The organism is Caballeronia sp. 11_S32, from assembly GCF_056930355.1.
Genome location: NZ_JBXOWH010000003.1, coordinates 2,344,917 through 2,371,215, shown reverse-complemented (window position 1 = coordinate 2,371,215; position 26,299 = coordinate 2,344,917). Strand labels below are relative to the sequence as shown.

General features: G+C 62.3%; 25 protein-coding genes and 1 tRNA gene. 25 read left to right on the top strand and 1 reads right to left on the bottom strand.

The window, feature by feature from the left end; genetic code table 11:
• Nucleotides 1–75 precede the first annotated feature (75 nt).
• The gene (locus AC1Z32_RS22735; RefSeq protein ID WP_483480752.1) at nt 76–1,620 is read left to right on the top strand and encodes a 2-isopropylmalate synthase; all 1,545 of its coding nucleotides are present in this window, start codon (nt 76–78) and stop codon (nt 1,618–1,620) included.
• A 66-nt stretch (nt 1,621–1,686) separates the two neighbouring features.
• Here the strand turns inward: AC1Z32_RS22735 and AC1Z32_RS22730 are convergent, their stop codons facing one another.
• Complete coding sequence (locus tag AC1Z32_RS22730) at nt 1,687–2,202, bottom strand: hypothetical protein (protein WP_483480750.1); 516 nt, start codon at nt 2,200–2,202, stop codon at nt 1,687–1,689.
• A 174-nt stretch (nt 2,203–2,376) separates the two neighbouring features.
• Between AC1Z32_RS22730 and AC1Z32_RS22725 the strand changes: the two genes are divergently transcribed.
• The 24 genes from AC1Z32_RS22725 (at nt 2,377) to AC1Z32_RS22610 (ending at nt 26,275) form a co-directional block, all read left to right on the top strand.
• The gene (locus tag AC1Z32_RS22725) at nt 2,377–3,666 is read left to right on the top strand and encodes a branched-chain amino acid ABC transporter substrate-binding protein (RefSeq protein WP_483480748.1); all 1,290 of its coding nucleotides are present in this window, start codon (nt 2,377–2,379) and stop codon (nt 3,664–3,666) included.
• Nucleotides 3,667–3,826: 160 nt separating this feature from the next.
• Nucleotides 3,827–4,096 (top strand): 30S ribosomal protein S15, encoded by a 270-nt coding sequence (gene rpsO, locus AC1Z32_RS22720; RefSeq protein WP_008341789.1) that lies wholly within the window; start codon nt 3,827–3,829, stop codon nt 4,094–4,096.
• Nucleotides 4,097–4,449: 353 nt separating this feature from the next.
• Nucleotides 4,450–6,588: a polyribonucleotide nucleotidyltransferase gene (pnp, locus tag AC1Z32_RS22715; protein WP_483480746.1), complete on the top strand. Its 2,139-nt coding sequence runs from the start codon at nt 4,450–4,452 to the stop codon at nt 6,586–6,588.
• A gap of 206 nt (nt 6,589–6,794) precedes the next feature.
• Nucleotides 6,795–7,811, top strand: a complete 1,017-nt coding sequence (locus AC1Z32_RS22710) for an NAD(P)H-quinone oxidoreductase (RefSeq protein ID WP_483480744.1) — start codon at nt 6,795–6,797, stop codon at nt 7,809–7,811.
• A 183-nt stretch (nt 7,812–7,994) separates the two neighbouring features.
• Nucleotides 7,995–8,768: a triose-phosphate isomerase gene (tpiA, locus tag AC1Z32_RS22705; RefSeq protein WP_483480742.1), complete on the top strand. Its 774-nt coding sequence runs from the start codon at nt 7,995–7,997 to the stop codon at nt 8,766–8,768.
• Nucleotides 8,769–8,856: 88 nt separating this feature from the next.
• Nucleotides 8,857–9,231 carry a preprotein translocase subunit SecG gene (gene secG / locus AC1Z32_RS22700; protein ID WP_062601345.1) on the top strand — a complete coding sequence of 125 codons (375 nt, stop codon included), beginning with the start codon at nt 8,857–8,859 and terminating at the stop codon, nt 9,229–9,231.
• Between the two features lie 127 nt (nt 9,232–9,358).
• Nucleotides 9,359–9,443: transfer RNA gene (locus AC1Z32_RS22695), tRNA-Leu, on the top strand.
• Nucleotides 9,444–9,657: 214 nt separating this feature from the next.
• Nucleotides 9,658–10,017, top strand: a complete 360-nt coding sequence (locus AC1Z32_RS22690; RefSeq protein WP_041730499.1) for an NADH-quinone oxidoreductase subunit A — start codon at nt 9,658–9,660, stop codon at nt 10,015–10,017.
• Between the two features lie 61 nt (nt 10,018–10,078).
• A complete protein-coding gene (locus AC1Z32_RS22685) occupies nt 10,079–10,558 on the top strand; it encodes a NuoB/complex I 20 kDa subunit family protein (RefSeq protein WP_006052903.1) in 480 nt (159 codons plus the stop codon).
• Nucleotides 10,559–10,578: 20 nt separating this feature from the next.
• Entirely contained in the window at nt 10,579–11,181 is a 603-nt protein-coding gene (locus AC1Z32_RS22680; protein WP_483480735.1) for an NADH-quinone oxidoreductase subunit C, read from the top strand.
• Nucleotides 11,182–11,190: 9 nt separating this feature from the next.
• Entirely contained in the window at nt 11,191–12,444 is a 1,254-nt protein-coding gene (locus AC1Z32_RS22675) for an NADH-quinone oxidoreductase subunit D (RefSeq protein WP_483480733.1), read from the top strand.
• Nucleotides 12,445–12,597: 153 nt separating this feature from the next.
• The gene (gene nuoE, locus AC1Z32_RS22670; protein ID WP_483480731.1) at nt 12,598–13,083 is read left to right on the top strand and encodes an NADH-quinone oxidoreductase subunit NuoE; all 486 of its coding nucleotides are present in this window, start codon (nt 12,598–12,600) and stop codon (nt 13,081–13,083) included.
• On the top strand, nt 13,080–14,402 hold the full coding sequence (gene nuoF / locus AC1Z32_RS22665) for an NADH-quinone oxidoreductase subunit NuoF (RefSeq protein ID WP_062601341.1): 1,323 nt from the start codon (nt 13,080–13,082) through the stop codon (nt 14,400–14,402). The genes nuoE and nuoF overlap by 4 nt, the downstream gene beginning before the upstream one ends.
• 52 nt (nt 14,403–14,454) lie before the next feature.
• Nucleotides 14,455–16,794: an NADH-quinone oxidoreductase subunit NuoG gene (gene nuoG / locus AC1Z32_RS22660; RefSeq protein WP_483480729.1), complete on the top strand. Its 2,340-nt coding sequence runs from the start codon at nt 14,455–14,457 to the stop codon at nt 16,792–16,794.
• 2 nt (nt 16,795–16,796) lie between these two features.
• Nucleotides 16,797–17,861 carry an NADH-quinone oxidoreductase subunit NuoH gene (nuoH, locus tag AC1Z32_RS22655; protein WP_483480727.1) on the top strand — a complete coding sequence of 355 codons (1,065 nt, stop codon included), beginning with the start codon at nt 16,797–16,799 and terminating at the stop codon, nt 17,859–17,861.
• 25 nt (nt 17,862–17,886) lie between these two features.
• The gene (gene nuoI, locus AC1Z32_RS22650) at nt 17,887–18,375 is read left to right on the top strand and encodes an NADH-quinone oxidoreductase subunit NuoI (RefSeq protein WP_050327022.1); all 489 of its coding nucleotides are present in this window, start codon (nt 17,887–17,889) and stop codon (nt 18,373–18,375) included.
• Nucleotides 18,376–18,546: 171 nt separating this feature from the next.
• On the top strand, nt 18,547–19,236 hold the full coding sequence (locus AC1Z32_RS22645; RefSeq protein ID WP_483480725.1) for an NADH-quinone oxidoreductase subunit J: 690 nt from the start codon (nt 18,547–18,549) through the stop codon (nt 19,234–19,236).
• A gap of 20 nt (nt 19,237–19,256) precedes the next feature.
• Complete coding sequence (gene nuoK, locus AC1Z32_RS22640) at nt 19,257–19,562, top strand: NADH-quinone oxidoreductase subunit NuoK (protein ID WP_007588140.1); 306 nt, start codon at nt 19,257–19,259, stop codon at nt 19,560–19,562.
• Between the two features lie 17 nt (nt 19,563–19,579).
• The gene (gene nuoL, locus AC1Z32_RS22635; protein WP_483480721.1) at nt 19,580–21,652 is read left to right on the top strand and encodes an NADH-quinone oxidoreductase subunit L; all 2,073 of its coding nucleotides are present in this window, start codon (nt 19,580–19,582) and stop codon (nt 21,650–21,652) included.
• A gap of 13 nt (nt 21,653–21,665) precedes the next feature.
• Nucleotides 21,666–23,165, top strand: a complete 1,500-nt coding sequence (locus tag AC1Z32_RS22630; protein WP_483480719.1) for an NADH-quinone oxidoreductase subunit M — start codon at nt 21,666–21,668, stop codon at nt 23,163–23,165.
• A 25-nt stretch (nt 23,166–23,190) separates the two neighbouring features.
• On the top strand, nt 23,191–24,663 hold the full coding sequence (gene nuoN, locus AC1Z32_RS22625) for an NADH-quinone oxidoreductase subunit NuoN (protein ID WP_483480717.1): 1,473 nt from the start codon (nt 23,191–23,193) through the stop codon (nt 24,661–24,663).
• Nucleotides 24,663–24,983, top strand: a complete 321-nt coding sequence (locus AC1Z32_RS22620; RefSeq protein WP_483480715.1) for a DUF2818 family protein — start codon at nt 24,663–24,665, stop codon at nt 24,981–24,983. The genes nuoN and AC1Z32_RS22620 overlap by 1 nt, the downstream gene beginning before the upstream one ends.
• Nucleotides 24,984–25,033: 50 nt before the next feature.
• Nucleotides 25,034–25,627, top strand: a complete 594-nt coding sequence (locus AC1Z32_RS22615) for an NUDIX domain-containing protein (RefSeq protein ID WP_483480713.1) — start codon at nt 25,034–25,036, stop codon at nt 25,625–25,627.
• 198 nt (nt 25,628–25,825) lie between these two features.
• Entirely contained in the window at nt 25,826–26,275 is a 450-nt protein-coding gene (locus tag AC1Z32_RS22610) for a DUF1178 family protein (protein WP_483480711.1), read from the top strand.
• Nucleotides 26,276–26,299: the final 24 nt, after the last annotated feature.

Sequence of the window (26,299 nt, the reverse complement as noted above, 5' to 3'; positions counted from 1 at the left end):
TTCCCTTTTGCCTTATCGTTTCCACACGATCGCGATATTTCCAACAATCGATAAATCTCCCCACAGGAGCCCAACATGGCAGCAGACAAGTTGATCATCTTCGACACGACCTTGCGCGATGGCGAGCAGTCCCCCGGCGCGTCGATGACGAAGGAAGAGAAGATCCGCATCGCGAAGCAGCTGGAGCGCATGAAGGTCGACGTGATCGAAGCGGGCTTCGCCGCCAGCTCGAACGGCGATTTCGACGCGATCCATTCCATCGCCTCGCTCGTGAAGGACAGCACGGTCTGCTCGCTCGCCCGCGCGAACGACAAAGACATCCAGCGCGCCGCCGACGCGCTCAAGCCCGCGAACCAGTTCCGCATCCACACGTTCATCGCCACGTCGGCGCTGCACATGGAAAAGAAGCTGCGCATGACGCCGGAGCAGGTCTACGACCAGGCGCGTCTCGCGGTGCGTTTCGCGCGCAACTTCACGGATGACGTCGAGTTCTCGCCGGAAGACGGCAGCCGTTCGGACATCGATTTCCTCTGCCGCGTGCTCGAAGCGGTGATCGACGAAGGCGCGCGCACCATCAACATCGCGGATACGGTCGGCTACGGCGTGCCCGAGCTCTACGGCAATCTCGTCAAGACGCTGCGTGAGCGCGTGCCGAATTCCGACAAGGCGATCTGGTCCGTGCACTGCCACGACGACCTCGGCATGGCGGTCGCCAATTCGCTCGCGGGCGTGAAGATCGGCGGCGCGCGTCAGGTCGAGTGCACGATCAACGGTCTCGGCGAGCGCGCGGGCAATACGTCGCTCGAAGAGATCGTGATGTCGGTGAAGACGCGCAAGGACTACTTCGGCCTCGATCTCGGCATCGACACGACACAGATCGTGCCCACGTCCAAGCTCGTCTCGCAGATCACCGGCTTCGTCGTGCAGCCGAACAAGGCGGTGGTCGGCGCGAACGCGTTCGCGCACGCGTCGGGCATTCACCAGGACGGCGTGCTGAAGGCGCGCGACACGTATGAAATCATGCGCGCGGAAGACGTGGGCTGGAGTGCGAACAAGATCGTGCTCGGCAAACTCTCCGGCCGTAACGCGTTCAAACAGCGCCTGGAGGAGCTCGGCGTGACGCTGGAATCCGAAGCCGACGTGAACGCCGCGTTCGCGCGCTTCAAGGATCTCGCGGACCGCAAGGCCGAGATTTTCGACGAAGACATCATGCAGATCGTCTCCGAGGAATCCGCCGAAGCGCAGGCGAAGGAGCACTACCGCTTCGTGTCGATGAAGCAGCATTCGGAAACCGGCGAGCAGCCGCAGGCGAAGGTCGTGTTCGCGGTGGAAGGCACCGAAGTCACGGGCGAAGCGCGCGGCAACGGCCCGGTCGATGCGACGCTGCACGCGATCGAGTCGAAGGTCGAAAGCGGCGCGGAACTCGTGCTGTACTCGGTCAACGCGATCACGACCGGCACGCAGGCGCAGGGCGAAGTGACGGTGCGTCTGTCGAAGAGCGGGCGCATCGTGAACGGCGTGGGCACGGACCCGGATATCGTCGCGGCTTCGGCGAAGGCGTACATCGCCGCGTTGAACAAGCTGCATTCGAAGGTCGAGAAGCTCAATCCGCAGCTTTGAGTCGAGCGTCGTCCCGTCTGATTGAAAAAGCCCTCGCGAGAGGGCTTTTTCTTTGGTGCGGCGCGCTCAGAACAGACTGCGCCTGTCGGGATCATGCAGCGGGTCGGGCGTCTTCTGCGTCATGCGCAAGATGCCCTGCTCATCGAAATAGAAGTTGTACATCAGGTACCAGATGTTCGCTTCCATGTAGCGATACGTCCAGACTTCGCGCTTCATCAGCGGAAAGTACGACGTCTCCACCGGACGGCCGAAGTTCTCGAGCACGTCCTTTCTCGTCCAGGTGCCGATCTGCGCCTTGTAGAACTCGTTCTCGTCGAGCACCTGGCGCACGCTGACGATCCTGCCGGACGCGTCGATATCGGCGGCGGTGGTGAATTCGCCGAGCGGCTGCGTCGGCCACATCAGGCGCTTGCCGCCGTTGGGCAGATCGTAGACTTCGCGCGGCGGGCCGAGGCGGGCGATGACGGTCGATACATCGGCGCCGGCCTGATAGTTCTGCCACGGCTGCGCGCAGGCCGTGAGCAGCAGCGCGACGCTCGCGCCCGCGAGCGTGACGCGCAGGCGGTTGAATAAGTGCAGCATGGCAGCCTCCACGTGCTGGATCGTTCGATGTTTTGCGTGATTTTGACACGCGCGCGCGGCAAAGCATTCTCCGCGACGTCGCGGCATTCGAGCGGATGTGTCGGCAATCTCGCACTTGCGCGGCAAACGCGGCGCGGCCTATGATCCGCGCTTTCGGCGGATCAGGTGCGGACCATGAAGAAACGAATCGGCGGGCGCGCGACGCGATGGCTGCGTGTCGCGGCATCGGCGTGCCTCGCATTGTCCTTGACGGCGCGTGCGGCCGATTTGCCGCCCGTCAAGCTGGCGCTGATCGAAGGCATGTCCGGCCCGTTCGCGAACGCCGGCGCAATGGTCGAGCGCAACCTGCGCTTCGGCGTCGAACGCGTGAACGCGAAGGGCGGCGTGAAGCTCGCCGACGGCATGCATCCGCTGCAGCTCGTCGTGCTCGACGGAAAAGGCAGCAGTGAAGCGAGCCTCGTGCAACTGCGCGCGGCGATCGACGAGAAAATCAGCTTCGTCATGCAGGGCAACAGCTCGGCGGTGGCGGCGGCGCTCGTCGCGGCCATCGACAAGCAGAACGCGCGCGAGCCGGAGCGGCGCGTGCTGTTCCTCAACTATTCCGCCGACGATCCCGCGCTCACCAACGACGCGTGCAGTTTCTGGCACTTCCGCTTCGACGCCCACGCGGGCATGCGCATGGACGCGCTCGCCGATGCGCTCAAGGACGATCGCGCGGTGAAGAAGGTCTATCTGCTGAATCAGGACTACAGTTTCGGTCACGACGTGAGCCGCGAAGCGCAGCGCGCGCTGAAGGAGCGGCGCCCGGATATCGCGATTGCCGGCGACGAGTTTCATCCGATCGGGCGCGTGAAGGATTTCGCGCCGTACATCGCGAAGATTCGCGCGAGCGGGGCGGGTGCCGTGATCACAGGCAACTGGGGCAACGATCTCACGCTGCTCGTGAAGGCGGCGCGCGAGCAGGGGCTCGACACGAAGTTCTACACGTTCTACGGCAACAGCCTGGGCGCGCCGGCGGCACTCGGCGACGCGGGCGTGAAGCGCGTGATCGCCGTGGCGGACTGGCATCCGAATGCGGGCGGCGCCGCGTCGGACACCTATTACCAGGCTTTCCGCGCCCGCTATCCCGCCGCGTCCGACGACTATCTCGTGCTGCGCATGCCGCTGATGATCGAAATGCTCGCCGCGGCGATGACGCGCGCGGCCAGCGCCGACCCGCTCGCGGTGGCGCGCGCGCTGGAGGGCATGAAGTTCGACGGCGAGGGCTTCCACGCGATGACCATGCGCGCGGAGGATCATCAGGTGATCCAGCCCCTATATGTGATGGAAATGGACAAGGCGGGAACGAAGGGCGTGAAATTCGACAACGAAGGCTCGGGCTTTGGTTTTCGCACGCTGCTGAACGTCCCCGCCGACAGGACCGCGCAGCCGACGACCTGCAAGATGACGCGCCCGGCCCGCTAAATCCTTGATTTGGCTCGCGCAGAAGTCCTTCGGCGAGACATCGCGCTGTGCTATACTCTGCGCTTCGTTTTTGGCGCATGGCCTCGAACGATTCATTTTTTGTAAATCCACGGCACGGCCATTCTTCCGTGACCGCCTGTCTGTATCAAAGGAAAAGCAAATGTCCGTAGCAGAAATCAAGAAGTCCGATATCGTCGCTGAATACGCACGCGGCGCAAACGACACCGGCTCTCCCGAAGTGCAAGTCGCACTGCTGACGAGCCGCATCAACGAACTGACCGTCCACTTCAAGTCGCACTCGAAGGACCACCATAGCCGCCGCGGTCTGCTGCGCATGGTGAGCCGTCGCCGTAAGCTGCTCGACTACCTGAAGGGCAAGGACGCAGACCGTTATCGCTCGCTGATCGAGAAGCTGGGTCTGCGCAAGTAATTGGCGCGAAGCGTGGCTTTGCGGCCAACGTTCTAATGAAGTGCCTGTGTCAGTTCGCTGATACAGGCACTTTGTTTTTGTACGTTTCGGTCGCGAAGTGGTGCCGGATCGCTTTGCAAGCGCTCGGCGCCTCGTATCTGGCAGTTTCAGCAGTTCATAGGCTTTACCCCGGATGAATGCATCCGGTCCGACACTCGGTCCAGCCTCGCAGCGGAGCTTTGTGTCATTCCAGCGCGATGCCGCTCATCGAAGCGCATCGCGCTGGAATGGCATAACACACCTCTCAAGCGTGGCTCCGGACCTTCCCGCCCGCGCCAATCGACCGGCGCGGCGCACACGTAGAAGGAGTCGAAATGTTCAATAAGATCGTCAAAGAATTCAAGTGGGGGCAGCACAACGTCCGCCTCGAGACGGGTGAAATCGCTCGTCAGGCGAGCGGCGCGGTCATCGTCGATGTCGAAGACACCGTCGTTCTCGCCACCGTCGTCGGCGCGAAGACCGCCAAGCCGGGCCAGGACTTTTTCCCGCTGACCGTCGATTACCTCGAAAAAACCTATGCCGCCGGCAAGATCCCGGGCGGCTTTTTCCGCCGCGAAGGCCGTCCGTCGGAAGGCGAGACGCTGATCTCGCGCCTGATCGACCGTCCGCTGCGTCCGCTTTTCCCGGAAGGCTTCTACAACGAAGTGCAGGTCGTGATTCACGTCCTGTCGCTGAACCCGGACATTCCGGCTGACATTCCCGCGCTGATCGGCGCGTCGGCCGCGCTCGCCGTGTCCGGCCTGCCGTTCAACGGCCCGGTCGGCGCCGCGCGCGTCGCCTACCTCAACAACGAGTACGTGCTGAACCCGACGCGCCCGCAGATGAAGGAATCGGCGCTCGATCTCGTCGTCGCGGGCACGGAGCGCGCGGTGCTGATGGTTGAGTCGGAAGCGCAGCAGCTTTCGGAAGAAGTGATGCTCGGCGCGGTCGTGTTCGGCCACGAGCAGATGCAAACGGCTATCGACGCGATCCACGAACTCGTGCGCGACGGCGGCAAGCCCGAATGGGACTGGCAGCCGGCGCCGAAGAACGAGACCCTCATTGCGCGCGTCGCGGAAATCGCCAAGCCGGAACTCGAAGCGGCTTACCAGCTGCGCAACAAGCAGGCGCGTTCGACCAAGCTGAAGGAAGTGTACGCAGCGACGTCGGCGAAGCTCGCGGAAGAAGCGGTTGCGGCAGGCACCGCGGCGGCCGATGCAGCCACGGTCGGCAACGTCCTGTTCGACATCGAAGCGAAGATCGTCCGCACGCAGATCCTGAACGGCGAGCCGCGCATCGACGGCCGCGACACGCGCACGGTGCGCCCGATCGAAATCCGCACGGGCGTTTTGCCGCGCACGCACGGCTCGGCGCTCTTCACGCGCGGAGAGACGCAGGCGCTGGTCGTCGCAACGCTCGGCACGAAGGGCGATGAGCAGAACATCGACGCACTCGAGGGCGAATACCGCGAGCGCTTCATGCTTCACTACAACATGCCGCCGTTCGCGACGGGCGAAACCGGCCGCGTCGGTTCGCCGAAGCGTCGCGAAATCGGCCACGGCCGTCTGGCCAAGCGCGCGCTGGTCGCTTGCCTGCCGAGCGCCGACGAGTTCGGCTACTCGATCCGCGTCGTGTCGGAAATCACGGAATCGAACGGTTCGTCGTCGATGGCTTCGGTCTGCGGCGGCTGTCTCGCGCTGATGGACGCCGGCGTGCCGATGAAGGCGCACGTCGCGGGCATCGCGATGGGCCTCATCCTCGAAGGCAACAAGTTCGCGGTTCTGACCGACATCCTCGGCGACGAAGATCACCTCGGCGACATGGACTTCAAGGTGGCCGGCACGGCGCAAGGCGTGACCGCGCTGCAGATGGACATCAAGATCCAGGGCATCACGAAGGAAATCATGCAGGTCGCGCTCGCACAGGCGAAGGAAGGCCGCATGCACATCCTCGGCAAGATGACCGCCGCTGTTCCGCACACGAACACGGAGCTGTCGGACTACGCGCCGCGCATGATCACCATCAAGATCAATCCGGAGAAAATCCGCGACGTGATCGGCAAGGGCGGTTCGGTGATCCGCGCGCTGACGGAAGAGACCGGCACGACCATCGACATTTCGGACGACGGCGTCGTGACGATCGCGAGCACGTCGAGCGAAGGCATGGCCGAGGCGAAGAAGCGCATCGAGAACATCACGGCCGAAGTGGAAGTTGGCCAGGTCTACGAAGGCCCGGTGCTCAAGCTGCTGGATTTCGGCGCGATCGTGAACATTCTGCCGGGCAAGGATGGTCTTCTGCACATCTCGGAGATCGTCAACGAGCGCGTGAAGGACATCAACGATTACCTGAAGGAAGGCCAGATCGTGAAGGTCAAGGTCATCCAGACGGACGAGAAGGGCCGCGTGCGTCTGTCGGCCAAGGCGCTTCTGAACGAAGCCGCGCAGCAGGCAGAGCCTACGCACCCGCAGCAGTAATGCGGTAATGTGTAGACGGCCGGCCGCTTTTGCGAGCCGGCCGTTTTCATGTATGACGCTTCGGACGCTATGCATTGTCCGACGCGTCATCGGACTCGATGGCAGTGTGGAGCGCGGATTGCTTCATGCGCGCGCAGTGCCATCCGGTTCGGATGCCATGCCGGATTGCGGCGAAACGTAAGCCCACGCGAAGTCACGGAGAGCATATGAAGGCGATCGAGATCACGGAGTTTGGCGCACCGGACGTACTGAAACTGGGCGAACGCCCGACGCCCGCGCCGGGCAAGTGCGAAGTGCTCATCAAGGTGGCGGCTTCGGGCGTGAACCGGCCGGATGTGTTTCAGCGCAAGGGCGCGTATGCGCCGCCGCCGGGGGCGTCGGACCTGCCGGGGCTGGAGGTGGCCGGTGAAATCGTCGATGGCGATTTCGATCCCAAGCACAACCCGTTCGGTCTGAAAAAAGGTGATCGCGTGTGCGCGCTGCTCGCGGGCGGCGGATATGCCGAGTACGCGGTTGCGCCGCTCGAGCAATGCCTGCCGGTGCCGAAGGGTTTGTCGGATATCGAAGCCGCATCGTTGCCGGAGACGTTCTTCACGGTATGGAGCAATGTCTTCGAGCGCGCTCAACTGGGCGCGGGCGAGAACGGCGAGGAAGAGACGCTGCTCGTGCAGGGCGGATCGAGCGGCATCGGCGTGACGGCCATCCAGATCGCGAAGGCGCTCGGCTTTCGCGTGTTCGCCACCGCCGGCACCGATGAAAAATGCCGCGCGTGCGAGGCGCTCGGCGCGGAGCGCGCGATCAACTACAAGACGGAAGATTTCGTCGAAGTAGTGAAGTCGCTGACGAACGATCGCGGCGTCGACGTGATTCTCGACATGGTCGCCGGCGATTACGTGCAGCGCGAGCTCAAGGCGTTGGCCGATGGCGGGCGCATCTGCGTGATCGCGCTGCTCGGCGGCGCGAAGGCGGAGATCAATCTGAACGACGTGTTGCGCCGGCGGCTCGTCATCACCGGATCGACGCTGCGTCCGCGTCCGGTCGCGTTCAAGGCGAAGCTCGCCGCCAGGCTGAAGGAACGCGTGTGGCCGGAGGTCGAGGCGGGGCGCATCAAGCCGGTGATCCATCAGGTTTTTCCCGCCGCCGAAGCCGCTGCCGCGCATGCGCTCATGGAAAGCAGCACGCACGTGGGCAAGATCGTTCTCGACTGGCGCGAGAACGCGTGACGTTTCATGCGGCCGCGGCGCCGCGTGTTTTGGGCGCTGCGTGTTACGGCCCGCTTTCGGCGGTTTGACCGGCTTCGTCGTAACACAGTAAAATCGCCTGTTTTGCAAGCAGTTTGCAGTTCGTAGCGGGTTCATTCCTATAACATGGCGGCTCTCGGAAGCCGCCGCCGACTGACGAGACTTATGTCCAGAGAACGAGCGAAACTGGTGGTGGGCAACTGGAAGATGCACGGTCGCATCGGTGACAACGCGACCTTGCTGACCGAAGTCGCCGCGGGCGCATCGGCTTTGCAGAAGGGCGTGCGTGTCGGCGTGTGCGTGCCGTGTCCCTATCTCGCGCAATCGCAGGCGCTCTTGAGCGGCTCCGTGGTGCGGTGGGGCATCCAGGATATTTCGGCGCATACGGGCGGTGCCTACACCGGCGAGGTCGCGGCCGAGATGGCGGCGGACTTCGGCGTGACCTACGCGATCGTCGGGCATTCGGAGCGGCGCGCGTATCATCGCGAAAGCCCGGAACTCGTCGCGGCGAAAGCGCAGCGCGCGATCGAAGCGGGGATCACGCCGATCGTCTGCGTCGGTGAGACGCTCGAGGAACGCGAGGCCGGCGCGACCGAGCAGATCATCGGCACGCAGATCGACGCCGTCCTGCTCTCGCTGACGGAAGCGCAGGCGGCGGGAATCGTGGTCGCGTACGAACCTGTTTGGGCGATCGGCACGGGCAAGACCGCGCGGCCGGGACAGGCGCAGGATGTTCACGCATTCCTGCGTCACAAGCTGATCGAGAAGGGCGCATCGGTGGCGAACGTGCCGCTCCTGTACGGCGGCAGCGTGAAGCCCGAAAATGCGGAAGAGCTGTTCGGGCAAAAGGACATCGACGGCGGGCTGATCGGCGGCGCCTCGTTGAAGTCGAAGGATTTTCTGGCGATCTGCCGGGCTGCGCAAACCGTGTTGCACTGAGCATCCAACGGCAAGCGGGCAGGGCAGGCGAAAGAGCATAGTGCGACACGAAGGTGTCACGGAAATATCAGGAATCGGGTGAGTTTAAATGCTGTATTTGAAGACATTGATTATCGTCGTCCAGTTGTTGTCTGCGTTGGGCGTCATCGGCCTCGTGCTGCTTCAGCACGGCAAGGGCGCGGACATGGGCGCGGCGTTCGGCAGCGGTGCATCGGGCAGTCTCTTCGGAGCAACGGGGTCGGCCAACTTCCTGTCGCGCACCACCGCGGTACTCGCCGCGATCTTTTTCGTTACGACGCTGGCGCTGACTTACCTCGGCAGCTACAAGCCGCAGACTTCGGCGGGCGTGCTGGGCGGTGCGGCTCCCGTGCCGACATCGGCTGCTGCTGCTGCATCCGCGGCTTCGGCGCCTGCATCGGCACCGGTCGCGTCGTCCGCGCCGGGCGCTGACGTGCCCAAATAACGGCAGAACAGATTTTTCGCGAAATTTGCATTTTGTGCGTTGAACAATTCGTAGGGCCCAGTTATAATTCAAGTCTTGAAGCGATTCGCGGCAATTAAGAAGTAGTTTTCCCGGATTGCAGTACAGTGCCGACGTGGTGAAATTGGTAGACACGCTATCTTGAGGGGGTAGTGGCGAAAGCTGTGCGAGTTCGAGTCTCGCCGTCGGCACCAAAGTTATCCAATGCCAGCCGCATGCATCGCTTCGGCTGGCATTGTCACTTCTGGAGTACGCTTACGTTTTCACAGCAGCGTCGACATCGTCAAAGCGGTTGTCACAGTACGCTGATATCGTGAGCGGTCCCAAGTGAATTCTCCCGCCGGGTGGTCCGTCCCGGCTGAAGGCCCCAATCACTAACAGACCACATCTACCGATCTGAGGATAGCCTTGAACCTCGCACCCTATTACCCCGTCTTCTTGTTTCTCGTGGTGGGCCTTGGTTTAGGTATAGCGCTGGTCAGTATCGGCAAGATCCTCGGTCCCAACAAGCCCGACACCGAAAAGAACGCACCGTACGAGTGTGGCTTCGAAGCCTTCGAAGACGCGCGTATGAAGTTCGATGTGCGTTACTATCTCGTCGCGATTCTTTTTATCATTTTTGACCTTGAAACGGCGTTCCTGTTCCCGTGGGGTGTGTCCCTGCGCGATATCGGCTGGCCCGGCTTCATTGCGATGATGATTTTTCTGCTCGAATTTTTGCTCGGCTTCGCCTACATCTGGAGAAAGGGCGGACTCGACTGGGAATGACAGTTAGATCACCGGATTCATGGGCGGCTATGGCTGGCTGCTCATCTGGAGTGGAAAACAAATGAGTATCGAAGGGGTCTTGAAGGAAGGCTTTGTCACCACCACGGCTGACAAGCTGATCAACTGGACGCGCACCGGCTCCCTGTGGCCGATGACGTTCGGTCTCGCCTGCTGCGCGGTCGAGATGATGCACGCGGGCGCTGCCCGTTACGACCTGGACCGTTTCGGCGTGGTGTTCCGTCCGAGCCCGCGCCAGTCCGACGTGATGATCGTCGCCGGCACGCTGTGCAACAAGATGGCGCCCGCGCTTCGTAAGGTGTACGACCAGATGGCCGAGCCGCGCTGGGTCATCTCGATGGGCTCGTGCGCGAATGGCGGCGGCTATTACCACTATTCGTATTCCGTCGTGCGTGGTTGCGACCGGATCGTGCCGGTCGATGTGTACGTCCCCGGTTGTCCTCCGACCGCCGAAGCCCTGGTCTACGGCGTGATCCAGTTGCAGGCGAAGATTCGCCGCACCAACACCATCGCCCGTCAGTAAGGGCCTGAGTCTCCCCAACTATGGCAAGCAAACTCGAGACCCTCAAAGCGAACCTCGAGACGGCGTTTGGCGACCGTCTCCAGAGCGTTACGGAGTCGCTTGGGCAAGTGACGATCGTCGTCAAGGCGGCGAACTATCTGCAAGTCTGCAAGCAGCTGCGCGATGATCCGTCGCTGCGCTTCGAGCAGCTCATGGACCTCTCCGGCGTCGATTACTCGACCTACGGCGACGGCGTCTACGACGGCCCGCGCTTCGCGGCCGTCAGCCATCTTCTCTCGATCACGAACAACTGGCGCGTGCGCGTGCGCGTATTCGCTCCGGACGACGAAGTGCCCATCGTGCCTTCCGTGGTCGATATCTGGTCGTCGGCGAACTGGTACGAGCGCGAAGCGTTCGACCTCTACGGCATCGTGTTCGAAGGCCACCCGGACCTGCGCCGCATTCTCACGGACTACGGCTTCATCGGCCATCCGTTCCGCAAGGACTTCCCGATCTCCGGTTACGTGGAAATGCGCTACGACCCGGAAGAGAAGCGCGTCGTGTATCAGCCTGTGACGATCGAGCCGCGCGAAATCACGCCGCGCGTGATTCGCGAAGATCGCTATGGCGGTCTGAAACATTAAGAGAGCGTCATGGCAGAGATCAAAAACTACACGCTGAACTTCGGCCCGCAGCACCCGGCAGCGCACGGCGTGCTGCGCCTCGTGCTCGAACTCGACGGCGAAGTGATCCAGCGCGCCGACCCGCACATCGGTCTGTTGCATCGCGCAACCGAGAAGCTGGCCGAGACCAAGACTTTCCTGCAGTCCGTGCCGTACATGGACCGTCTCGACTACGTGTCGATGATGGTCAACGAGCACGGCTATGTGCTCGCCATCGAAAAGCTGCTGGGCATCGATGTCCCCATCCGCGCGAAGTACATCCGCGTGCTGTTCGACGAAATCACGCGTGTGCTGAACCACCTGATGTGGATCGGTTCGCACGCACTCGACGTCGGCGCGATGGCGGTGTTTCTCTACGCGTTCCGCGAGCGCGAAGACCTGATGGACGTCTACGAGGCGGTGTCGGGCGCGCGCATGCACGCGGCGTATTACCGTCCGGGCGGCGTGTACCGCGATCTGCCGGATGCGATGCCGCAATACAAGGCATCGAAGATCCGCAACGCGAAGGCGCTCGACAGGATGAACGAGAACCGTCAAGGTTCGCTGCTCGACTTCATCGAGGACTTCTTCAATCGCTTCCCGGGCTGTGTCGACGAGTACGAAACGCTGCTCACCGATAACCGCATCTGGAAGCAGCGTCTCGTGGGCATCGGCGTGGTGAGTCCGGAGCGCGCGTTGCAAATGGGCTTGAGCGGCGCGATGCTGCGCGGCTCGGGCATCGAATGGGATTTGCGCAAGAAGCAGCCGTACGAAGTGTACGATCAGCTCGACTTCGATATCCCCGTCGGCGTGAATGGCGATTGCTACGACCGTTATCTCGTGCGCGTGGAAGAAATGCGCCAGTCGACGCATATCGCCAAACAGTGCATTGCGTGGCTGCGCAAGAATCCTGGCCCTGTGATGGTCGATAATCACAAGGTTGCGCCGCCGTCGCGCGTCGGCATGAAGAGCAACATGGAAGAGCTGATTCACCATTTCAAGCTCTTCACCGAAGGCTTCCACGTGCCGGAAGGCGAAACGTACGCGGCGGTCGAGCATCCGAAGGGCGAGTTCGGCATCTATCTGATTTCGGACGGCGCGAACAAGCCGTATCGCCTGAAGATTCGCGCGCCGGGCTATGCGCACCTCGCAGCGCTCGACGAAATGGCGCGAGGCCACATGATCGCCGACGCTGTGACGATCATCGGTACGCAAGACATCGTGTTCGGCGAGATCGATCGCTGATCTCATCGCCCGCTTGCATGGCGTGCTGAACGAGCCGCCGTGCGCGAAAACGCGAAAGCAATAACAGGAACCCGCAGGAACGCCAGGTCTGCCGCAATACGAAGGGCGCGGCAGGTTTTCGTTCGGTAGGAATTGAAAGAGTCGTGTCTGAAAATGATCTCAGCTGAAGGCCTGAAAGAAATCGATCGCGCGGTCGCGAAGTATCCCGCCGAGCAAAAGCAATCGGCGGTGATGGCGGCGCTCGCTGTCGCTCAGGAAGAGCATGGTTGGCTCTCGCCCGAAATCATGCAGTTCGTGGCCGATTACCTGAGCATGCCGCCCGTCGCGGTGCAGGAAGTCGCCACGTTCTACACGATGTACGAGCTGAAACCGGTCGGTAAGCACAAGATCACGCTCTGCACGAATCTGCCTTGCCAGCTCGGTCCGGACGGCGGTTCGGATAGCGCCGCCGAGTATCTCAAGCAGAAGCTCGGGATCGACTTCGGCGAAACCACGCCGGACGGCAAGTTCACGCTGAAGGAAGGCGAGTGCTTCGGCGCGTGCGGCGACGCACCCGTGATGCTCGTGAACAACCATCGCATGTGCAGCTTCATGAGTCGCGAGAAGATCGACCAGTTGATCGAGGAACTTTCGAAATGACGTCACTCCACGATCGTCACATCAAGCCGCTGATCCTCGCCGGTCTCAATGGCGAGAACTGGCATCTCGAAGATTACGTCGCGCGCGGCGGCTACAAGCAACTGCGCCGCATTCTCGAAGAAAAGATTCCGCCCGAGCAGGTGATCGCGGACGTCAAGGCGTCGGGTCTGCGCGGCCGTGGCGGCGCGGGCTTCCCGACCGGCCTGAAGTGGAGCTTCATGCCGCGTCAGTTCCCGGGGCAGAAGTATCTCGTGTGCAACTCGGACGAAGGCGAGCCGGGCACGTTCAAGGATCGCGACATCCTGCGCTGGAACCCGCACGCGCTGATCGAGGGCATGGCCATCGGCGCGTATGCGATGGGCATCACCGTCGGCTACAACTACATCCACGGCGAGATTTTCGAAGTCTATCGGGTGTTCGAAGCGGCGCTCGAAGAAGCGCGCCGTGCCGGCTATCTCGGCGCGAACATCCTCGGCTCCGGTTTTTCGTTCGAGCTGTACGCGCACCATGGTTACGGCGCGTACATCTGCGGCGAAGAGACCGCGCTGCTCGAATCGCTGGAAGGCAAGAAGGGCCAGCCGCGCTTCAAGCCGCCGTTCCCGGCGAGCTTCGGCGTGTACGGCAAGCCGACCACCATCAACAACACCGAGACGTTCGCGGCAGTGCCGTTCCTGCTGGAAATCGGCCCGCAGAATTACCTCGAGCTCGGCAAGCCGAACAACGGCGGCACGAAGATCTTCTCCGTGTCGGGCGATGTGAACCGTCCGGGCAACTATGAAATTCCGCTGGGCACGCCGTTCTCGACGCTGATGGAACTGGCGGGCGGCGTGCGCGGCAAGTCGGTGAAGGCCGTGATTCCGGGCGGTTCGTCCGCGCCGGTCGTGCCGGGCGACATGATGCTCGCAACCGACATGGACTACGATTCGATCGCGAAGGCCGGCTCGATGCTGGGCTCGGGCGCGGTCATCGTGATGAACGAAACGCGCTGCATGGTGCGCTCGCTCTTGCGCCTGTCGTACTTCTACTATGAAGAGTCATGCGGCCAGTGCACGCCATGCCGCGAGGGCACCGGCTGGCTGTATCGCGTGGTGCATCGCATCGAGCACGGTCTCGGCCGCAAGGAAGATCTGGATCTGCTGAACTCGGTCGCCGAGAACATCATGGGCCGCACGATCTGCGCGCTCGGCGATGCGGCGGCGATGCCCGTGCGCGGCATGCTCAAGCACTTCTGGGACGAATTCGAATATCACGTCGAGCACAAGCACTGTCTCGTCGGCGGGCATGCGCATCACGCGCCGTCCGAAGCGCTTACCGCGTAATCAGGCGCGCAGTCAGATGCGCGAGACAAGGGTTTGAGGATCTTTATCCATCATGGTTGAACTAGAAATTGACGGCAAGACGGTCGAGGTGCCTGAAGGCAGCATGGTGATCCAGGCTGCGCATAAGGTCGATACGTACATTCCTCACTTCTGCTATCACAAGAAGCTGTCGATCGCCGCGAACTGCCGGATGTGCCTCGTCGAAGTCGAAAAGATGCCGAAGGCCGTCCCCGCCTGTGCCACGCCCGTGTCGGCGGGCATGGTCGTGCGCACCACCTCCGACAAGGCCGTGAAGGCCCAGCAGTCGGTGATGGAATTCCTGCTGATCAACCACCCGCTCGATTGCCCGATCTGCGATCAGGGCGGCGAGTGCCAGCTGCAGGACTTGGCTGTCGGTTACGGCAAGTCGCAGTCGCGCTATAGCGAAGAAAAGCGCGTGGTGTTCCACAAGAACGTGGGTCCGCTCATCTCGATGGAAGAGATGTCGCGCTGCATCCACTGCACGCGCTGCGTGCGCTTCGGCCAGGAAGTGGCCGGCGTGATGGAGCTCGGCATGCTGGGCCGCGGCGAGCATTCGGAAATCACGTCGTTCGTCGGCAAGACCGTGGATTCGGAGCTGTCGGGCAACATGATCGACCTGTGCCCGGTCGGCGCGTTGACGAGCAAGCCGTTCCGCTACAGCGCGCGTACGTGGGAGCTGTCGCGCCGCAAGTCGGTGAGCCCGCACGATTCCGTCGGCGCGAACCTCGTGGTGCAGGTGAAGAACAATCGCGTGATGCGCGTTCTGCCGATGGAGAACGAAGCCATCAACGAATGCTGGATCTCGGACAAGGACCGCTTCTCGTACGAAGGCCTGAACAGCGACGAGCGTCTCACCGTGCCGATGCTCAAGCAGGGCGGCAACTGGATCGAAACCGACTGGCAGACCGCGCTCGAATATGTCGCGAAGGGCCTGAAGGGCATCAAGGCGGATCATGGCGCGAACGCCATCGCCGCACTGGCCACGCCGCACAGCACGGTGGAAGAACTGCATCTGCTGAAGCAACTCGCGGAAGGCGTCGGTACGCCGAACGTCGATTTCCGTCTGCGTCAGAACGATTTCTCGGCGCCGGTGGGCGTCGGCGCGCCGTGGCTCGGCACGAAGATCGCGGATCTGTCGACCATCGACACCGCATTCGTGATCGGCTCGTTCCTGCGTCGCGATCATCCGCTGTTCGCTTCGCGTCTGCGTCAGGCGGCGAAGAACGGCGCGAAGGTCACGTTCCTCAACGCCAGCAACGACGACTCGCTGATCCCGACCGCGCATCGCCTGGTCGCGGCTCCGTCCGCATGGCTCGACGTGCTCGCGGGCATCGCCGCGGCGGTGGCCGAAGCGCGCGGCGTCGCGCTGCCGGACGCGTTCGCGGGCCGCGAAGTGTCGGCGGCGGCGAAGGACGTCGCGGCATCGCTGTCGGCGGGCGAGAAGCGCGTCGTGCTGCTCGGCAACGTCGCGGTGCAGCATCCGGACTTTGCGCAAATTCAGGCAGCCGCGCAGTGGATCGCCGACAATACCGGCGCGACGCTCGGCTTCCTCACGGAAGGCGCGAACTCGGTCGGCGCGTATCTCGTCGATGCATTGCCGGGCGAGGGTGGTCTCAACGCGCGCGAAGTGTTCGAAGAGCCGCGCAAGGGCTATGTGTTGTTCAACGCCGAGCCGGAATACGACACGGCGAATCCGGCGCAAGCCATCGCCGCGCTGAAGGCTGCGGAAATGGTCGTCGTGATGTCGCCGTTCAAGCACGGCATGGATTACGCGGACGTGCTGCTGCCGGTGGCGCCGTTCACGGAAACGTCGGGCACGTTCGTCAACGCGGAAGGCACGGCTCAGTCGTTCAACGGCGTCGTGCGCGCGCTGGGCGACACGCGTCCGGGCTGGAAGGTGCTGCGCGTGCTGGGCACGATCCTCGGCTTGCCGGGCTTCGAGTACGACACGGCTGAAGAAGTACGCATCGCGGCGCTCGGCACGGGCGATCTGACCACGCGTCTGTCGAACAAGACGACCGTGACGGCCGCGCGCGCCGCATCGAAGGTGGCGCTGAACGGCAGCGGCCTGCAGCGTCTCGCCGATGTGCCGATCTATCACGCCGATGCGCTCGTGCGCCGCGCGCCGTCGCTGCATCTGACGGCCGCCGCACGCGATGCGAACGTGGCGGGCCTGCCGACCGCGCTGTTCGACAAGCTCGGCCTGAAGGACGGCGAAGCAGTGCGTATCAAGCAAGGCAACCTGTCGGTGACGCTGCCCGCGGTCCGCGACGCGAATCTCGCGGAATCGGTGGTCCGCGTGTCGGCGGGCACGACGGCTGGCGCCGCGCTCGGCGGCCTGTTCGGTGAACTGGTAGTGGAGAAGGCGTAAAAATGGGCTTGTTCGATACGATCAACGCAGGCGGCACGCAGCTTCTTGGCGTCGCATGGCCGACGGTGTGGGCGCTGGTCCGCATCCTCGTGGTTTCGGTGGCCATCCTACTGTGCGTGGCGTACCTGATTCTCTGGGAACGCAAGCTCATCGGCTGGATGCACGTGCGTCTCGGCCCGAACCGTGTCGGTCCGGCTGGCCTGTTGCAGCCGATCGCGGACGTCCTGAAGCTTCTGCTGAAGGAAGTCATTCAGCCGACGCAGGCGAGCCGCTGGATCTACATGATCGCGCCGATCATGACCGTGGTGCCCGCGTTCGCGGTGTGGGCGGTCATCCCGTTCCAGGCGCAGGCGGTGCTTGGCAACATCAATGCGGGCCTGCTGTACGCGATGGCGATCTCGTCGATCGGCGTGTACGGCGTGATTCTCGCGGGCTGGGCGTCGAACTCGAAGTACGCGTTCCTCGGCGCGATGCGCGCAGCAGCCCAGATGGTGTCCTACGAAATCTCGATGGGCTTCGCGCTCGTCGTGGTGCTGATGGTCGCGGGCACGCTGAACATGTCCGACATCGTGCACTCGCAGCAGCGCGGCATGTTCGCGGGCTGGGGCATCAACTTCCTGTCGTGGAACTGGCTGCCGCTCCTGCCGATGTTCGTCGTGTACTTCATCTCGGGCATCGCTGAAACGAACCGTCACCCGTTCGACGTGGTGGAAGGCGAATCGGAAATCGTCGCGGGTCACATGATCGATTACTCCGGCATGGCGTTCGCGCTGTTCTTCCTGGCCGAGTACATCAACATGATCGTGATCTCCGCGATCGCGACGACGCTGTTCCTCGGCGGCTGGGATGCGCCGTTCGGCTTCCTGTCGTTCATCCCGGGCGTATTCTGGTTCGTTTTCAAGATTTTCCTGCTGCTGTCGGTCTTCATCTGGGCGCGCGCGACTTTCCCGCGTTACCGCTACGACCAGATCATGCGTCTCGGCTGGAAGGTGTTCCTGCCGGTGTCGGTGATTTGGGTGGTCGTGGTCGGCTTCTGGATCATGTCGCCGCTCAACATCTGGAAGTAACAGGACTCGAGCGGACGAAAACATCATGAACGCTATTCAGAACTTCTTCAAAACCTTCTTCCTCACCGAGCTCCTGAAGGGTCTCGCGCTGACGGGCCGTTACACGTTCCAGCGCAAGATCACGGTGCAGTTCCCGGAAGAAAAGACCCCGATCTCGCCGCGTTTCCGCGGCCTGCACGCTCTTCGCCGTTACGAGAACGGCGAAGAGCGCTGCATCGCCTGCAAGCTGTGCGAAGCAGTGTGCCCGGCGATGGCGATCACGATCGAATCGGAAACGCGCGCGGACAACACCCGCCGCACCACGCGCTACGACATCGACCTGACCAAGTGCATCTTCTGCGGTTTCTGCGAAGAGAGCTGCCCGGTCGATTCGATCGTCGAGACGCACATCCTCGAATATCACGGCGAAAAGCGCGGCGACCTGTACTTCACGAAGGACATGCTGCTTGCGGTGGGCGATCGTTACGAGAAGGAAATCGCCGCGTCGAAGGCGGCGGACGCGCCTTATCGTTGATATCAGTTCGATGCCGGAGCCAATGTTTCGGCATCGAGCCAGAGCGATTTTGTTGTTGCTGTTTGGCACACTGCGGCGTGCGCCGAGGTCGTGTTCTGTCCGTTCGACGGCGGAAGACTCCGAGCGCCGACACACCATGCCTGATGATGGCCTAACGATGAACCGGTAATCATGGAATTCACAACCGTACTGTTCTATATCTTCGCGCTGCTGCTGACCGTGTCGGCGCTGAAGGTGATCACCTCGCGCAACCCGGTGTCATCCGCGCTCTTCCTCGTGCTCTCGTTCTTCAACGCGGCCGCGATCTGGATGCTGCTGCAAGCCGAATTCCTCGCGATTCTGCTGGTTCTCGTGTATGTGGGCGCCGTCATGGTGCTGTTCCTCTTCGTGGTCATGATGCTCGACATCAACATTGATGTCCTGCGCAAGGATTTCAAGCGCTTCGTGCCGCTCGCGAGCATCGTGGGCGCGATCATCGTGATCGAGACGGCGCTGATCCTGTGGCACGGCTACGGCGCGACGACCACGCCGCTGCGCGACGCATCCGCGGGCGCAGGCGTCTCCGGCGCGGCGCTGATGCCGAACACGCAGCTGATCGGCAAGGTCATCTACACGGATTACATCTTCGCGTTCGAAATCGCGGGCCTCGTGCTGCTGGTCGCGATCATCGCGGCGATCTCGCTCACGATCCGCGACAAGAAGGACAAGAAGACGCAAACCGTCAGCCAGCAGGTCAAGGTGCGCGCTCAGGACCGCGTGCGTATCGTGAAGATGAAGCCCGAGACGGAGGCGCCGGATGCCTCCACGGAACCCGCCGTGACCGGCAATATCGGCGCGGGCACGGTCGACAACAAGGGCTGAGCGCGAAGGAGAAATCGAATATGTTGAGTCTTGCCCATTACCTCGTGCTCGGCGCGATCCTGTTTGCGATCAGCATCGTCGGCATCTTCCTGAACCGCCGCAACGTCATCATCATCCTGATGGCCATCGAATTGATGCTGCTCGCGGTGAACACCAATTTCGTCGCGTTCTCGCACTATCTGGGCGACGTGCACGGCCAGATCTTCGTGTTCTTCGTGCTGACCGTGGCCGCGGCTGAAGCCGCGATCGGTCTCGCGATTCTCGTGACCCTGTTCCGTAGCCTCGACACGATCAACGTCGAGGACCTCGATCAGCTCAAAGGTTAATTTCAGGCTAGGCTGTTATGTCCACGACACTCAATGAAAACCTCCTGCTCGCGGTTCCGCTGGCCCCGCTTGCGGGCTCGCTGATCGCGGGGCTATTCGGGAAGGCGGTAGGGCGCAAGGGCTCGCATCGCATCACGATCCTCGGCGTCTTCATCTCGTTCATCCTGTCGGCGCTCGTCTTCAACGACGTGATGCACGGCGCGAGCTTCAACGCGACGATCTACGAATGGATGAACGTCGGCTCGCTGAAGATGGAAGTCGGCTTCCTGGTCGACTCGCTCACGGCGATGATGATGGTCATCGTGACCTTCGTCTCGCTGATGGTGCACATCTACACGATCGGCTACATGGCGGACGAGGAAGTCGGCTACGAGCGCTTCTTCTCGTACATCTCGCTCTTCACGTTCTCGATGCTGATGCTCGTCATGAGCAACAACTTCCTGCAGCTGTTCTTCGGCTGGGAAGCGGTGGGTCTCGTGTCGTACCTGCTGATCGGCTTCTACTTCACGCGTGAAAGCGCGATCTACGCGAACCTGAAGGCGTTCCTCGTGAACCGCGTCGGTGACTTCGGCTTCCTGCTGGGCATCGGTCTGCTGCTCGCATTCGCCGGCTCGCTGAACTACGGCGATGTCTTCGCTCAAGGCGACAAGCTCGCGACGATGACTTTCCCCGGCACGCAATGGGGCCTGCTGACGGTTGCGTGTATCTGCCTGTTCATCGGCGCGATGGGTAAGTCGGCGCAGTTCCCGCTGCACGTCTGGCTGCCCGACTCGATGGAAGGCCCGACGCCGATCTCCGCGCTGATTCACGCGGCGACCATGGTGACGGCCGGCATTTTCATGGTGACGCGCATGTCGCCGCTTTTCGAGCATTCGGATGCGGCGCTCTCGTTCGTGACCGTCATCGGCGCGATCACGGCGTTGTTCATGGGCTTCCTCGGCGTCGTGCAGAACGACATCAAGCGCGTGGTCGCATACTCGACGCTCTCGCAGCTCGGCTACATGACGGTCGCGCTGGGCGTGTCGGCATATCCGGTTGCCGTGTTCCACCTCGGCACGCACGCCTTCTTCAAGGCGCTGCTGTTCCTTGGCGCGGGCTCGGTCATCATCGGCATGCACCACGATCAGGACATGCGCAACATGGGCGGCCTGCGCAAGTACATGCCGATCACCTGGATCACGTCGCTGATCGGTTCGCTCGCGCTGATCGGCACGCCGTTCTTCTCGGGCTTCTACTCGAAGGACTCGATCATCGAAGCCGTGAAGTATTCGCACCTGGCGGGTTCGGGCTTCGCGTACTTCGCGGTGGTGGCGAGCGTGTTCGTCACGTCGCTGTACTCGTTCCGCATGTATTTCATGGTGTTCCACGGCGAAGAGCGCTTCCGCGGTCCGAAGCATCCCGACTCGCCGATGGGCCAGGCCGAAGCGAATGGCCACGGTCATGACGCGCACGGTCATCACGATGACCACGGTCACGGTCATGGCCCGCATGTTCCGCACGAAACGCCCTGGGTGGTGACGCTGCCGCTCGTGCTGCTCGCGATTCCGTCGATCATCATCGGCGCGATCATGATCGGCCCCATGATCTACGGCGACTTCTTCTCGCACGGCGTGGCGTTCGACAAGGTGATCTTCATCGGCGAAAACCACGAAGGCCTGAAGGAAATGGCCGAAGAGTTCCACGGCTGGGTCGCGATGGCGCTGCACGGCATCATCACGCCGGGTCCGGTGTGGCTCGCGGCGCTCGGCGTGATCGTCGCATGGTTCTTCTACATGAAACGTCCGGATCTGCCGGCGGTCGTCGCGAAGACCTTCCGTCCGATCTACGTGTTGCTCGACAACAAGTATTACTGCGACAAGATCAACGAGGTCGTGTTCGCGAAGGGCGCGATCGCCATCGGCCGCGGCCTGTGGAAAGAGGGCGATGTGGTCGTCATCGACGGCATCGTCAACGGCAGTGCGCGGTTCATGGGCTGGTTCGCCGGTGTGATCCGCTTCCTTCAATCCGGTTACATCTATCACTACGCGTTCGCCATGATTATCGGCATGTTGGGGCTCTTGACCCTGTTTGTGACGCTCGGCGGCAAATAAGGCGAGGGATCCTATGCACTCTTTTCCGATTCTCAGTGTCGCGATCTGGCTGCCGATCATTTTCGGCCTGCTGGTACTCGCAGTTGGTAACGATCGCAATCCGGCGCCCGCGCGCTGGATGGCGCTGGTCGGCTCGGTGCTCGGGCTGATCGTCACGATTCCGCTCATCACGGGCTTCGATACGTCGAGCGCCGCGCTGCAGTTCGTCGAGCAGTCGAACTGGATCGAGCGTTTCAACATCACGTATCACCTGGGCGTGGACGGCATCTCGATGTGGTTCGTCGTGCTGACCGCGCTCATCACGGTGGTCGTCGTGATTGCCGGCTGGGAAGTGATCACCGAACGCGTGTCGCAGTACATGGCCGCGTTCCTGATCCTCTCGGGCATCATGATCGGCGTGTTCTCGACGGCGGACGGCCTGTTGTTCTACGTGTTCTTCGAGGCCACGCTCATTCCGATGTACATCATCATCGGCGTGTGGGGCGGCCCGAATCGCGTGTACGCGGCGTTCAAGTTCTTCCTGTACACGCTGGCCGGCTCGCTGCTGATGCTGGTCGCGCTGCTGTATCTGTACACGCAGACGCACACGTTCGATCTCGCCACGTGGCAAGCCGCGAAGCTCGACATGACGCCGCAGGTGCTGCTCTTCATCGCGTTCTTCCTGGCGTTCGCCGTGAAGGTGCCGATGTTCCCGGTGCACACGTGGTTGCCTGACGCGCACGTCGAAGCGCCGACGGGCGGCTCGGTCGTGCTGGCGGCAATCATGCTGAAGCTGGGCGCATACGGTTTCCTGCGCTTCTCGCTGCCGATCGCGCCGGATGCGAGCCACTTCCTGGCTCCGGTCGTCATCACGCTGTCGCTGATCGCGGTGATCTACATCGGGCTGGTGGCGATGGTGCAGGCCGACATGAAAAAGCTCGTCGCGTATTCGTCGATCGCGCACATGGGCTTCGTCACGCTCGGCTTCTTCATGTTCGGCGAATCGAGCCAGCTGGCTGTCGAAGGCGGCCTCATCCAGATGATCTCGCACGGTTTCATCTCGGGCGCAATGTTCCTTTCGATCGGCGTGCTCTATGACCGCGTGCACTCGCGCCAGATCGCGGATTACGGCGGTGTCGTGAACACGATGCCCAAGTTCGCTGCATTCGCGATGCTCTTCGCGATGGCCAACTGCGGTCTGCCGGGCACCTCGGGTTTCGTCGGCGAATTCATGGTTATCCTGGCCGCGGTGAAGTACAACTTCTGGATCGCGTTCCTCGCCACGTTCACGCTGATTCTCGGCGCGGCGTACACGCTGTGGATGTACAAGCGCGTGTACTTCGGCGCGGTCGAGAACGACCACGTCGCGAAGCTTGCCGACATCAACAGGCGCGAATTCCTGATGCTCGCCATCCTCGCGCTGTTCACGCTGTACATGGGCCTGCACCCGAAGCCCTTTACGGACGTGATGCACGCTTCGGTGGCAAACCTGCTCTCCCACGTCGCGCAGTCCAAGCTGCCGCTGGCTCAGTAACGTCGTGCGGAGGAACTAAAAGATCATGCAAAACGCTCCTATGAGTCTCCTGTGGCCCGACGCGATCCTGATGGCCGCGGTCGTCATCGCGTGGCTGAACGACACCATGTTCGGCCCGAAGAGCCGCGGCACGACGTATCTGATCGCGCTCGTCTCGACGCTCGTCGTCGGCGTGTGGTTCGCTTTCACCGCGCTCGATCCGACGCCGCATTACTTCTTCACGCGCATGTACATCGTCGATCCGTTCGCGAGCGCGATGAAGGCGGTGGTGTGCCTTGGCTACGCGGTGTCGATCATCTACTCGAAGAAGTATCTGGAAGACCGCGACCTGTTCCGCGGTGACTTCTTCCTGCTCGGTCTGTTCTCGCTGCTCGGCCAGTGCGTGATGATCTCGGGCAACAACTTCCTCACGCTGTATCTCGGCCTCGAACTGATGTCGCTGTCGCTGTACGCGGTCATCGCGCTGCGCAAGGACGCGCCGCAATCGAACGAATCCGCGATGAAGTACTACGTGCTCGGCGCGCTCGCATCCGGCTTCCTGCTGTACGGCATCTCGATGCTCTACGGCGCGACCGGCTCGCTCGAGCTGAACGAAGTGCTGAAGGCGGTGGCTTCGGGCCGCATCAACGACGCGGTGCTGCTGTTCGGCGTGATCTTCATCGTCGCGGGCGTGGCGTTCAAGATGGGCGCGGTGCCGTTCCATATGTGGGTGCCTGACGTCTATCAAGGCGCGCCGACCGCCATGACGCTGCTCACCGGCGGTGGCCCGAAGGTCGCGGCGTTCGCGTGGGGCTTGCGCTTCCTCGTGATGGGCCTGCTGCCGCTGGCGGTCGACTGGCAAGAGATGCTCGTGATTCTCGCGGCGCTGTCGCTCATCGTCGGCAACATCACGGGTATCGTGCAGAAGAACATCAAGCGGATGCTGGCGTACTCGGCCATCTCCAACATGGGCTTCGTGCTGCTGGGTCTCCTGGCTGGCGTGGTCGACGGCAAGGTGACGGGCGCGGCGGGCGCATACAGCTCGGCGATGTTCTACAGCATCATCTATCTCGTGACGACGCTCGGCACCTTCGGTGTGGTCATGCTGCTCGCGCGCCGCGATTTCGAAGCCGAAATGCTCGAGGACTTCAAGGGCCTGAACCAACGCAGTCCGGTGTTCGCATTCGTCATGATGATCATGATGTTCTCGCTCGCCGGTATCCCGCCGACGGTCGGTTTCTACGCAAAGCTCGCCGTGCTCGAAGCGACGATGAACGCCGGTCTCACCTGGCTCGCCGTTCTTGCCGTGCTGACTTCGCTCGTAGGCGCGTTCTACTACCTGCGCGTCGTGAAGCTGATGTACTTCGATGCGCCGGAAGATTCGTCGCCGATCGTCGCTGGCGGCCTCAACCGCTCGCTGCTCGCGTTCAACGGTCTTGCCATCCTCGTGCTCGGCCTGGTGCCGGGTCCGCTGATGACGGCGTGCCTGACGGCGATCGCGCATACGCTGCAACTGTAATGTCGGCGGCTGGCTGGTTCATCGTGCTGTTGGCGCTCGTTCTCGCCAACCTGCCGTTCCTGAATCAGCGCCTCTTCGCCATCGTCCCGTTGCCGCTTCCGGCGCCGACGGGACGCAAGGCGGCGAAGAAGAGCGCGTGGATTCGCATCGGCGAGCTCATCGTTCTTTACTTCGTGGTCGGCGCGCTCGGCTTCATGCTCGAAGCGCGCGCCGGCAACCGATTCGCTCAGGAATGGCAGTTCTATGCCATTACCTTCAGTCTCTTCGTCGTGTTGGCCTTTCCGGGCTTCACGTACCAGTATCTCGTCAAACGCCGCTGACGGCTTCGCGCCGTTAGCGGCTTGTTTGCTTCAAAAGCACAGGGCTCAAGATGGCAGATCATTCCTCGATTCCCCGTAACGACGACGGCCTCATTGAAAAGAAGGTCGAAAGCGTCACGCTGCACGAGGGCAAATTCCTCACGCTGAAGCGCGACACCGTCGAATTGCCCGATGGCAAACACGCGACGCGCGAGTTCGTCGAGCATCCCGGCGCGGTGATGATCCTGCCTGTTTTCGACGATGGCCGCGTGCTGCTCGAGCGTCAGTTCCGCTATCCGGTGGGGCGCGTGCTGCTGGAATTTCCCGCGGGCAAGCTCGATCCCAACGAGGACGAACTCACTTGCGCGAAGCGGGAACTCGAGGAAGAGACGGGATACACGGCGCGCGAATGGACGTTCCTTACGCGCATCCATCCGGTGATCTCGTACTCGACGGAGTTCATCGATCTCTACCTCGCGCGTGGCCTCACCGCGGGCGATGCCAAACTGGATGAAGGCGAGTTCCTCGAAACCTTCATCGCCGAGGAAGCGCAACTGTTGAACTGGGTGAAGGACGGCAGCATCAGCGACGTCAAGACGATCATCGGCGTGTTCTGGCTGGAGAAGATCCGCTCGGGTGAATGGACGCTGGGCGCGTCGGCGTAGGCAGCGGCGTCGAACGGATTCAAGCGGAAGCGGCCTCGTTGGCCGCTTTCGTCGTTTTTGAGCGACGAAGAGCGTGGGATAAACCGAACGGCTAGAATGAATGATTGCTCCTCTCGCGGTAATGGCATTCATATGGTTTTACGAACGATCGTTCATAAAATGCCGTTTTGAGATAAACTTCAACGAAGCCCCATCAGCATGAAGGTCCTCGATTTAAAGTGCTCGCATGAACACCGGTTCGAAGGCTGGTTCGCCTCGACCGAGGAGTTCGAGTCGCAGTTGTCGCGCAAGCTGGTCGCATGTCCGGTTTGTTCGTCGACGGAAGTGAGCCGCATGCCGTCCGCGCCGCGCCTGAATCTGTCGTCCGCGCGAGGCGAGGCGGCGCCGCAGGCTCCGCAGCCTCAAGCAGCGCCCGAGGCGGCGGCGCTGCAGGCGCGCGCGCTGCAGTTCATGCGCGAGCTGATAGCGAAGACCGAAAACGTGGGCGAGCGGTTTGCAGAGGAGGCGCGGCGCATTCATTACAACGAGGCGCCGGCGCGCAGCATTCGCGGCGTCACGACGCCCGAAGAGACGCACGCCTTGCTCGAAGAAGGGATCGACGTGATGCCGTTGCCTGTTCCGGATGCACTGAAAGAGCCGCTGCAGTAACGTTCGCGCGCGGCGTCTCCACTG

Bases quoted from the DNA above. Each gene is read 5' to 3' on its own strand.
- AC1Z32_RS22735 (WP_483480752.1), top strand. From the start codon at position 76: ATGGCAGCAGACAAGTTGATCATCTTCGACACGACCTTGCGCGATGGC.
- AC1Z32_RS22730 (WP_483480750.1), bottom strand. From the start codon at position 2,202: ATGCTGCACTTATTCAACCGCCTGCGCGTCACGCTCGCGGGCGCGAGC.
- AC1Z32_RS22725 (WP_483480748.1), top strand. From the start codon at position 2,377: ATGAAGAAACGAATCGGCGGGCGCGCGACGCGATGGCTGCGTGTCGCG.
- rpsO (WP_008341789.1), top strand. From the start codon at position 3,827: ATGTCCGTAGCAGAAATCAAGAAGTCCGATATCGTCGCTGAATACGCA.
- pnp (WP_483480746.1), top strand. From the start codon at position 4,450: ATGTTCAATAAGATCGTCAAAGAATTCAAGTGGGGGCAGCACAACGTC.
- AC1Z32_RS22710 (WP_483480744.1), top strand. From the start codon at position 6,795: ATGAAGGCGATCGAGATCACGGAGTTTGGCGCACCGGACGTACTGAAA.
- tpiA (WP_483480742.1), top strand. From the start codon at position 7,995: ATGTCCAGAGAACGAGCGAAACTGGTGGTGGGCAACTGGAAGATGCAC.
- secG (WP_062601345.1), top strand. From the start codon at position 8,857: ATGCTGTATTTGAAGACATTGATTATCGTCGTCCAGTTGTTGTCTGCG.
- AC1Z32_RS22685 (WP_006052903.1), top strand. From the start codon at position 10,079: ATGAGTATCGAAGGGGTCTTGAAGGAAGGCTTTGTCACCACCACGGCT.
- AC1Z32_RS22680 (WP_483480735.1), top strand. From the start codon at position 10,579: ATGGCAAGCAAACTCGAGACCCTCAAAGCGAACCTCGAGACGGCGTTT.
- AC1Z32_RS22675 (WP_483480733.1), top strand. From the start codon at position 11,191: ATGGCAGAGATCAAAAACTACACGCTGAACTTCGGCCCGCAGCACCCG.
- nuoE (WP_483480731.1), top strand. From the start codon at position 12,598: ATGATCTCAGCTGAAGGCCTGAAAGAAATCGATCGCGCGGTCGCGAAG.
- nuoF (WP_062601341.1), top strand. From the start codon at position 13,080: ATGACGTCACTCCACGATCGTCACATCAAGCCGCTGATCCTCGCCGGT.
- nuoG (WP_483480729.1), top strand. From the start codon at position 14,455: ATGGTTGAACTAGAAATTGACGGCAAGACGGTCGAGGTGCCTGAAGGC.
- nuoH (WP_483480727.1), top strand. From the start codon at position 16,797: ATGGGCTTGTTCGATACGATCAACGCAGGCGGCACGCAGCTTCTTGGC.
- nuoI (WP_050327022.1), top strand. From the start codon at position 17,887: ATGAACGCTATTCAGAACTTCTTCAAAACCTTCTTCCTCACCGAGCTC.
- AC1Z32_RS22645 (WP_483480725.1), top strand. From the start codon at position 18,547: ATGGAATTCACAACCGTACTGTTCTATATCTTCGCGCTGCTGCTGACC.
- nuoK (WP_007588140.1), top strand. From the start codon at position 19,257: ATGTTGAGTCTTGCCCATTACCTCGTGCTCGGCGCGATCCTGTTTGCG.
- nuoL (WP_483480721.1), top strand. From the start codon at position 19,580: ATGTCCACGACACTCAATGAAAACCTCCTGCTCGCGGTTCCGCTGGCC.
- AC1Z32_RS22630 (WP_483480719.1), top strand. From the start codon at position 21,666: ATGCACTCTTTTCCGATTCTCAGTGTCGCGATCTGGCTGCCGATCATT.
- nuoN (WP_483480717.1), top strand. From the start codon at position 23,191: ATGCAAAACGCTCCTATGAGTCTCCTGTGGCCCGACGCGATCCTGATG.
- AC1Z32_RS22620 (WP_483480715.1), top strand. From the start codon at position 24,663: ATGTCGGCGGCTGGCTGGTTCATCGTGCTGTTGGCGCTCGTTCTCGCC.
- AC1Z32_RS22615 (WP_483480713.1), top strand. From the start codon at position 25,034: ATGGCAGATCATTCCTCGATTCCCCGTAACGACGACGGCCTCATTGAA.
- AC1Z32_RS22610 (WP_483480711.1), top strand. From the start codon at position 25,826: ATGAAGGTCCTCGATTTAAAGTGCTCGCATGAACACCGGTTCGAAGGC.